Source organism: Bacillus sp. RC240 (assembly GCF_044907945.1).
GTDB classification, from domain to species: Bacteria; Bacillota; Bacilli; order Bacillales; family Bacillaceae_G; genus Bacillus_A; species Bacillus_A mycoides.
The window spans coordinates 355,080-361,205 of the sequence record NZ_JBIYCT010000005.1; the positions used below are offsets into that span (position 1 = coordinate 355,080).

The following is a 6,126-nucleotide window of genomic DNA, read 5'->3' on the forward strand; positions in this document are numbered from 1 at the left end:
GAGTGAATAGTGTGTCAGAAGAAAAAATTTATGATGTCATTATTATTGGTGCAGGACCAGCTGGTATGACAGCTGCGGTATATACATCTCGTGCGAATTTAAGCACACTGATGCTTGAGCGTGGTATCCCAGGTGGACAAATGGCAAATACAGAAGATGTAGAGAACTATCCAGGTTATGAGTCTATTTTAGGACCAGACTTATCAAATAAAATGTTTGAGCATGCGAAGAAATTTGGTGCTGAATATGCATACGGTGATGTGAAAGCAATCATCGATGGTAAAGAGTACAAAACAATTATTGCTGGTAAAAAAGAATATAAAGCACGTGCAATTATCGTTGCAAGCGGTGCAGAGTATAAAAAAATTGGTGTGCCGGGTGAAACAGAACTTGGCGGCCGCGGTGTATCATATTGTGCAGTATGTGATGGTGCATTCTTTAAAGGGAAAGAACTTGTTGTTATTGGCGGCGGAGATTCTGCTGTTGAAGAGGGTGTATTCTTAACACGCTTCGCATCAAAAGTAACGATCGTTCACCGTCGTGACACTCTTCGTGCACAGAAAATTTTACAAGATCGTGCTTTCCAAAATGAGAAAGTAGATTTCATTTGGAATCACACTATAAAAGAAATTAACGATGCAAATGGTAAAGTAGGAAGCGTAACACTTGTAGATGTAAACAGCGGAGAAGAACAAGAAGTTAAAACTGACGGCGTTTTCATATACATCGGTATGTTACCTTTATCAAAACCGTTTGTTGAGCTAGGTATTACAAATGAAAATGGTTATGTTGAAACGAACGAGCGTATGGAAACGAAAGTTCCTGGTATTTTCGCAGCTGGTGATGTTCGTGAAAAAATGCTTCGTCAAATTGTAACTGCAACAGGTGATGGTAGTATTGCAGCGCAGAGTGCACAGCATTATATAGAAGAGTTAGTAGAAGAATTAAAAACTGTAACAGAAAAATAAGGGGTAATATACCTTTTGAGAAGAAAGCTACCGATAGGAGCTTTCTTTTTTTTTTGAAAATGTCAAAGTTTTGTCAAAAACAATTAGGATTATAAGATTTCTTATTGATATACTGGACTTTACGGAAAAAAATCACTATAAGAAATGAGGAATTTATTCAGTATGGAATGGCGTAATATATATCGTGGATTTTGTATGGGCGTTAGTGATTTAATTCCTGGTGTGAGCGGCGGAACAATCGCTGTTGTGTTGGGGATTTATGAACAATTGCTCGCAGCAATTAGCGGATTCTTTAGTCGTGAATGGAAAAAACATTTAGCGTTTTTAATCCCACTTGCAGCTGGTGTAGCGGCAGCTTTTCTAACATTAAGTCATGTTATTAAATATTTATTAGCAAATCATTATGAACCGACTCAATTTTTCTTCCTCGGTTTAATTATTAGTATATTACCGATGTTAATGAGAGAAGCTGATGCAAAGGCAACGTTTAAAGGTAGTCATATTGCCTTATTAATAATTGCAGCAATTCTTGTTGCAATAACAGCATTCTTTAAACCAGATAAGGCAGCTGATCCGATTACGACGTTAACAATTTTAAATGCAATTGGCTTATTTTTCGCAGGATGGATGGCTAGTATGGCTATGCTTCTTCCTGGAATTAGTGGATCGTTTATTTTATTAATTATTGGTGTGTATCCGACAGCAATTAACGCTTTAACTACACTCAATTTACCGTTAATCGTGGTTATCGGTGCCGGCGTGATGGCCGGATTTGTTGTAAGTAGTAAAGGAATTAGTTATTTGTTAGATCGTTATAAAAGTATGACATTTGCGGCAATTATTGGGCTCGTTATCGGGTCGATTGTCATTGTGTTCCCTGGCATTCCGACTGGTGGAATTTCAATTTTAAGTTCAATTATTACTTTTATTTTAGGATTTGCGGTTGTTACTTATTTCGGTAAGAAATAAGTGTTTTAATCCCCTTAACGATAAAAATCGTTAAGGGGATTTTTATGTGCTATTCATGGGAAGTAAGGTATTTTGATTGCTTGTTGTAGAAAGAATTTTTACAATTGCTTAGCGAAAGGAGACTGGCACCTTCGTTGTAGCAAACTGTTTTTGATAGTATAATGAAATGAGTATGCAGTGAGAAATTTTGCTGCAAGTAGCTGAGGTGAAGAAACATGCAAAGAGTGACAAACTGTGTGTTAATTAGAGATAATGAAGTACTTTTACTCCAAAAACCTCGCCGGAATTGGTGGGTTGCACCGGGCGGGAAAATGGAGCGTGGTGAGACAGTAAGAGATACCGTTGTTCGCGAGTATCGTGAAGAAACAGGTATTTATTTAAAGAATCCAGCATTAAAAGGGGTCTTCACTTTTGTCATCCAAGAAGGTGATAAAGTTGTTTCTGAATGGATGATGTTCTCCTTTTTAGCAACAGATTTTGCAGGAGAAAACAAATTAGAGAGCGAAGAAGGCATCATTGGTTGGCATACATTTGATAAAATTGATGACTTAGCAATGGCACCAGGAGATTATCACATTATTGATTATTTAATTAAAGGGAATGGTATAATCTACGGTACATTTGTATATACCCCAGATTTTGAGTTGCTTTCATATCGATTAGATCCGAGTTAAACCTGCAAGGAGAGGATACGATGACAGAGAATAATGATATAAAAATGGTAATTATTACAGGGATGTCTGGAGCTGGAAAGACGGTAGCGTTACAAAGTTTCGAAGATTTAGGATATTTTTGTGTAGATAATTTACCACCGATGTTATTGCCGAAGTTTATTGAACTTATGGCAGATTCAAAAGGAAAAATGAATAAAGTGGCACTCGGTATTGATTTACGTGGCCGAGAGTTTTTTGAATATTTATGGGGAGCGCTTGATGATTTATCAGAACGCACATGGATTATTCCTCATATTTTATTTTTAGATGCGAAAGATAGCACACTTGTAACTCGTTATAAAGAAACGAGACGTTCACATCCACTTGCGCCAACTGGATTGCCGTTAAAGGGAATTGAAGCTGAGCGTGGTCTCTTAACTGATATGAAGGCACGAGCGAATATTGTGCTTGATACATCTGATTTGAAACCGAAAGAATTACGAGAAAAAATTGTTCACTTATTCTCAACAGAAACTGAGCAAGCATTTCGTGTAAATGTTATGTCATTTGGATTTAAGTACGGAATTCCAATTGATGCTGATTTAGTATTTGATGTTCGTTTTTTACCAAATCCATATTATATTCCACATATGAAGCCATTAACAGGACTGGATGAAGAAGTTTCGTCGTATGTGTTGAAATTTAATGAAACACATAAGTTTTTAGAGAAATTGACGGATCTTATCACTTTCATGCTGCCTCATTATAAAAGAGAAGGTAAGAGTCAACTTGTAATTGCGATTGGATGTACAGGTGGGCAACATCGTTCTGTTACGCTTACAGAGTACCTTGGGAAACATTTGAAACCAGAGTATAGCGTTCATGTATCTCATCGTGATGTGGAGAAGAGAAAGGGCCATTAAGGGATGAAAAAAGAGAGAAAACCTAAAATTGTTATCATGGGAGGTGGAACTGGACTTTCTGTTTTATTAAGGGGATTAAAACAATATCCTGTTGATATTACAGCAGTTGTAACAGTAGCCGACGATGGAGGCAGTTCAGGTAGACTACGTGATGAGCTAGAAATTCCACCTCCAGGTGATATTCGTAACGTACTTGTTGCGTTATCGGATGTAGAACCATTAGTGGAGGCTTTATTTCAGCACCGTTTTACAACTGGAGACGGACTGAAAGGGCATGCGTTAGGAAATTTATTGTTGGCAGGTATGACTTCGATTACAGGAGACTTTTACCACGCGATTACGGAAACGAGTAAAGTATTAAATGTCAGAGGACGTGTATTACCAGCAGCGAATCAAAGTGCGGTACTTCATGCAGAATTAGAAGATGGAGAAATTGTAACAGGTGAATCAAAGATTCCTCATTTCGGGAAGAAGATTAATCGTGTCTTTTTAACTCCAGAAGATGTAGAACCGTTATGTGAAACGTTGACGGAAATTAAACGAGCTGATTTGCTTGTTTTCGGTCCAGGAAGTCTGTACACAAGTATATTACCGAATTTAGTTGTTAACAAAATTGGAGACGCTGTTCTTGCTGCAAAAGCGAAGAAGGTATATGTATGTAATGTTATGACGCAAGCGGGCGAAACGAAGGGTTATACTGCGTTTGATCATGTGCAGGCGTTACATGATCATTTAGGTAAACCATTTATCGACACTGCGATTGTAAATAATCGTGATATTCCTCGTGAATTACGTAATTTATATGAGGAAGAAATGTCGGAACCAGTTGCACTGGATACAAATCGTTTTGCTGAACATAATATCGAAATCATTCAAGATCGATTAGCGAAATATGATGATCGTGTTGTAAGACATGATACATTAAAGTTAGCTTCTATTTTATATTCATTGTTATAAAAGTGCGTTGCCTCATTTGAGGTAACGCTCCTCATTCATATAGGACAAGATTTTTGTTCCAAAGTAATAGTATAAGGAGGTGTTGACTGTGTCATTTGCATCAGAAACAAAGAAAGAGTTGACCAACCTTGAAATGAAGGAATGCTGCGAGAAATCAGAATTATCGGCGTTGCTTCGAATGAACGGATCGCTTTCTTTTTCAAACCGTCGCCTATCTATCGATATTCAAACGGAAAATGCAGCAATTGCAAGAAGGATTTATACGCTTTTGAAAAAAGGATATGATGTGACGGTAGAATTACTTGTTCGTAAAAAAATGCGATTGAAGAAAAATAATGTATATATCGTGCGGCTTGTTGAGAAGTCTCGCGAAATATTAGCAGATCTTCACATTGTTCGAGATGACTTTTCGTTTATTCGAAATATATCGCAGGAATTAATCGAGAAGAAATGTTGTAAACGATCGTATTTACGCGGTGCATTTTTAGCAGGTGGTTCAGTAAATAACCCAGAAACATCATCTTATCATTTAGAGATCTTTTCGTTATATAAGGAACATAATGATTCTATATGTGAACTGATGAACGGATTTGATTTAAATAGTAAGACGTTGGAAAGAAGAAAAGGGTACATTACGTATTTGAAAGAAGCTGAAAAAATTACAGAGTTTTTAAATATTATAGGTGCTCATAATGCACTTTTAAGATTTGAAGATATTCGAATTGTTCGCGATATGCGTAATTCAGTAAATCGTTTAGTTAACTGCGAAACAGCTAATTTAAATAAAACAATTGGTGCAGCGCTAAGGCAAATTGAGAACATCCGCTATATTGATGAGACGGTTGGGCTTGATATTTTGCCAGATAAATTAAGAGAAATTGCACAGTTACGAAGAGATTATCAAGATGTAACATTGAAAGAGTTAGGTGAGATGGTATCCGGGGGGAAAATTAGTAAATCGGGTATTAATCATCGTTTGCGTAAAATCGATGAAATTGCAGAGAAATTACGCGCGGGGGAAACAGTAGCAAAAAAATAAAAGGTTAAAGGGGAAATGGAGCTGTGGTTCAAAAATTGGTTAAAGTGGCATTAAAAAACGGCTTACAAGCACGTCCGGCTGCGTTGTTTGTACAAGAGGCAAATCGCTTTCATGCGGATATCTTCATCGAGAAAGATGGAAAGACAGTGAATGCAAAGAGCATAATGGGGATTATGAGCTTAGCAATCGGAACTGGTAGCATGATTACAATCACAACAGAAGGTTCAGATGCAGAAGAGGCTTTGGAAGCATTAACTGCATATGTACAATAAAGGGTTATCGCGAATGTGCGATAGCTTTTTTTATTTTTCTGTTTGTGGGGTGCGTGGTTGGTGTGGTAACGAATGATCGGTGGGTATATAGCTGGTTCGCGCTTGTCGGAAATTGTCGGTAAGTCGATAAGTTGTGGTCGATAAAATTGAAAAATCACCGATATATTGGATTAGATACTAGGTGGGATATGTGCTACCCTTGTACATAATAAAAAAGCGCCCTGTAGTAGGGCGCTTCCGCTTTTAGATGTATCCAGCTCCAGCGGCTAGAATGGTCGGTGGCTTCGCTTCTTCCGTCGAGGTAAAAAGCACCTCTTTGTCAGAAGCTCCATCCCCCTCTCATTC

General features: G+C 37.6%; 7 protein-coding genes. All 7 read left to right on the forward strand.

Features of this window, described 5'->3' with window-relative positions:
- The first annotated feature begins 11 nt into the window (after nt 1-11).
- The 7 genes from trxB (at nt 12) to ABH955_RS19155 (ending at nt 5,781) form a co-directional block, all read left to right on the forward strand.
- A complete protein-coding gene (gene trxB / locus ABH955_RS19125) occupies nt 12-968 on the forward strand; it encodes a thioredoxin-disulfide reductase (RefSeq protein ID WP_002089563.1) in 957 nt (318 codons plus the stop codon).
- 162 nt (nt 969-1,130) lie between these two features.
- Nucleotides 1,131-1,937 carry a DUF368 domain-containing protein gene (locus ABH955_RS19130; RefSeq protein WP_151305031.1) on the forward strand — a complete coding sequence of 269 codons (807 nt, stop codon included), beginning with the start codon at nt 1,131-1,133 and terminating at the stop codon, nt 1,935-1,937.
- 215 nt (nt 1,938-2,152) lie between these two features.
- Nucleotides 2,153-2,611 carry an NUDIX hydrolase gene (locus ABH955_RS19135; RefSeq protein ID WP_002124062.1) on the forward strand — a complete coding sequence of 153 codons (459 nt, stop codon included), beginning with the start codon at nt 2,153-2,155 and terminating at the stop codon, nt 2,609-2,611.
- 20 nt (nt 2,612-2,631) lie between these two features.
- Entirely contained in the window at nt 2,632-3,513 is an 882-nt protein-coding gene (gene rapZ, locus ABH955_RS19140; RefSeq protein WP_002016084.1) for an RNase adapter RapZ, read from the forward strand.
- Between the two features lie 3 nt (nt 3,514-3,516).
- Entirely contained in the window at nt 3,517-4,470 is a 954-nt protein-coding gene (locus ABH955_RS19145) for a gluconeogenesis factor YvcK family protein (protein ID WP_404454585.1), read from the forward strand.
- Between the two features lie 88 nt (nt 4,471-4,558).
- On the forward strand, nt 4,559-5,509 hold the full coding sequence (gene whiA / locus ABH955_RS19150) for a DNA-binding protein WhiA (RefSeq protein ID WP_002016082.1): 951 nt from the start codon (nt 4,559-4,561) through the stop codon (nt 5,507-5,509).
- A gap of 23 nt (nt 5,510-5,532) precedes the next feature.
- A complete protein-coding gene (locus ABH955_RS19155; protein ID WP_002016081.1) occupies nt 5,533-5,781 on the forward strand; it encodes an HPr family phosphocarrier protein in 249 nt (82 codons plus the stop codon).
- Nucleotides 5,782-6,126 lie beyond the last annotated feature (345 nt).

Excerpts from the sequence above, each read along its gene's own strand:
- ABH955_RS19130 (WP_151305031.1), top strand. The coding sequence starts at position 1,131 with ATGGAATGGCGTAATATATATCGTGGATTTTGTATGGGCGTTAGTGAT.
- ABH955_RS19135 (WP_002124062.1), top strand. The coding sequence starts at position 2,153 with ATGCAAAGAGTGACAAACTGTGTGTTAATTAGAGATAATGAAGTACTT.
- ABH955_RS19145 (WP_404454585.1), top strand. The coding sequence starts at position 3,517 with ATGAAAAAAGAGAGAAAACCTAAAATTGTTATCATGGGAGGTGGAACT.
- rapZ (WP_002016084.1), top strand. The coding sequence starts at position 2,632 with ATGACAGAGAATAATGATATAAAAATGGTAATTATTACAGGGATGTCT.